We start from the raw sequence: 1,081 nt of genomic DNA, 5'->3' as shown, positions 1-1,081 counted from the left end.
GATTTGAAGATGTTTTATTAGACTTGAATCGGGTATTTCCCAAGGTTGTAAATGCCTAGAAATACGCAATTTCCCATACAAGCTTGTACTCTCTCTCAACAGCCGCCAGCAGCTTTGGCTGCAAGGATCACAAATACGGGTTGACAAAATCCCCAACCCTTGTAACAGCGAATCCACAGAAGAGTCACGGCTAGCCACTTCATGCAACTGCCGTAACCGCTTTTTCCGTTGGCGTTTGTCGAACGCGAGTGCGTCTCTGAAAGAGAAGAGAAGATATTGCCCTTACGTCAAAACAAAAAATCACCCACCAATACCTTTGCCACTCTTGTAGTTCATCGCTCTAGGTTTCCTCTTGCCTATAGGGACTACTTTCGATTGCTTGGGTGCTTGTGGCGGACGGCATTGCTCACAGTAGAGTGGTCGCACACCAAACGTTTCTCGTTGTGTGGGTTGTTCACACTGCTTACATACGAAGTTAAAAACGCGAGTGTGAATTTCCCGCTTGTGCGCTCTAACGGTGTACTCTCGGACATCAATTGTTTTGCTGGGCATCGGTTCTATAATCGCTGTTCTATTTATAAGGATAGTTTCTGGGCATCAATATATTCATGCGCCATTTGATTGAAACAGTAACAATCTGATGGTTTTTCGCCAGGGACTAAGCAGAGGTAATTGCCACCGGAAAGTGCGGGTATGCGATCGCACCGCACTCCTGACAGCCGCAATTGGAGGCATCTAAAAAGGCAGTGGCGACTTGTTTACAGTCTTTGGAGTAGCGGATTTTGCTCATATAAATGAAACACTTAATTAAGAAGATAGTCTTTAATCTTGTTTTGATGAGAGCGCAAAATTTTTAAACCTTGATGTTCAGTTTTACGAATTGTTTCCGGGCTTTGATTTAGGCGTTTTGCAACTTGACTCAAAGTTAATTCTTGATTATCTTCTAATCCAAAACGTAGAGTCAATACTTCTCGTTGCCTTGGCTTAAGCAATGCCAGCAACTCGCTCAAGTCTTGGTGTAAAAGCTCCTGAGCTATTTGCTCATCTAGAGAAATGCTATCCATCGGTAAAATATCGACTA

The 1,081-nt window shown here is 43.5% G+C and carries 4 protein-coding genes; all 4 read right to left on the bottom strand.

Annotated elements, in window-relative coordinates; translation table 11 throughout:
* Positions 1-198 (bottom strand): hypothetical protein (locus CDG77_RS38375; protein ID WP_223270176.1); only part of this gene is annotated, 198 nt, incomplete at its 3' end.
* A 102-nt stretch (positions 199-300) separates the two neighbouring features.
* Positions 301-552: a hypothetical protein gene (locus CDG77_RS35040; RefSeq protein WP_094333671.1), complete on the bottom strand. Its 252-nt coding sequence runs from the start codon at positions 550-552 to the stop codon at positions 301-303.
* A gap of 106 nt (positions 553-658) precedes the next feature.
* Complete coding sequence (locus CDG77_RS38830) at positions 659-790, bottom strand: hypothetical protein (protein WP_258169731.1); 132 nt, start codon at positions 788-790, stop codon at positions 659-661.
* A gap of 13 nt (positions 791-803) precedes the next feature.
* A partial coding sequence (locus CDG77_RS35035) for a sigma-70 family RNA polymerase sigma factor (protein WP_143857185.1) occupies positions 804-1,081 on the bottom strand: 278 nt, incomplete at its 5' end.

Origin of the sequence: Nostoc sp. 'Peltigera membranacea cyanobiont' 213 (assembly GCF_002245975.1) — a bacterium.
Lineage (GTDB): Bacteria > Cyanobacteriota > Cyanobacteriia > Cyanobacteriales > Nostocaceae > Nostoc.
Note: the sequence above shows the minus strand (reverse complement) of the source record. Positions and strands in the feature narration are given on the sequence as shown.

What these genes read in the sequence shown, in the direction of transcription:
- CDG77_RS35040 (WP_094333671.1), bottom strand. Translation starts at nt 552, where the DNA reads ATGCCCAGCAAAACAATTGATGTCCGAGAGTACACCGTTAGAGCGCAC.
- CDG77_RS38830 (WP_258169731.1), bottom strand. Translation starts at nt 790, where the DNA reads ATGAGCAAAATCCGCTACTCCAAAGACTGTAAACAAGTCGCCACTGCC.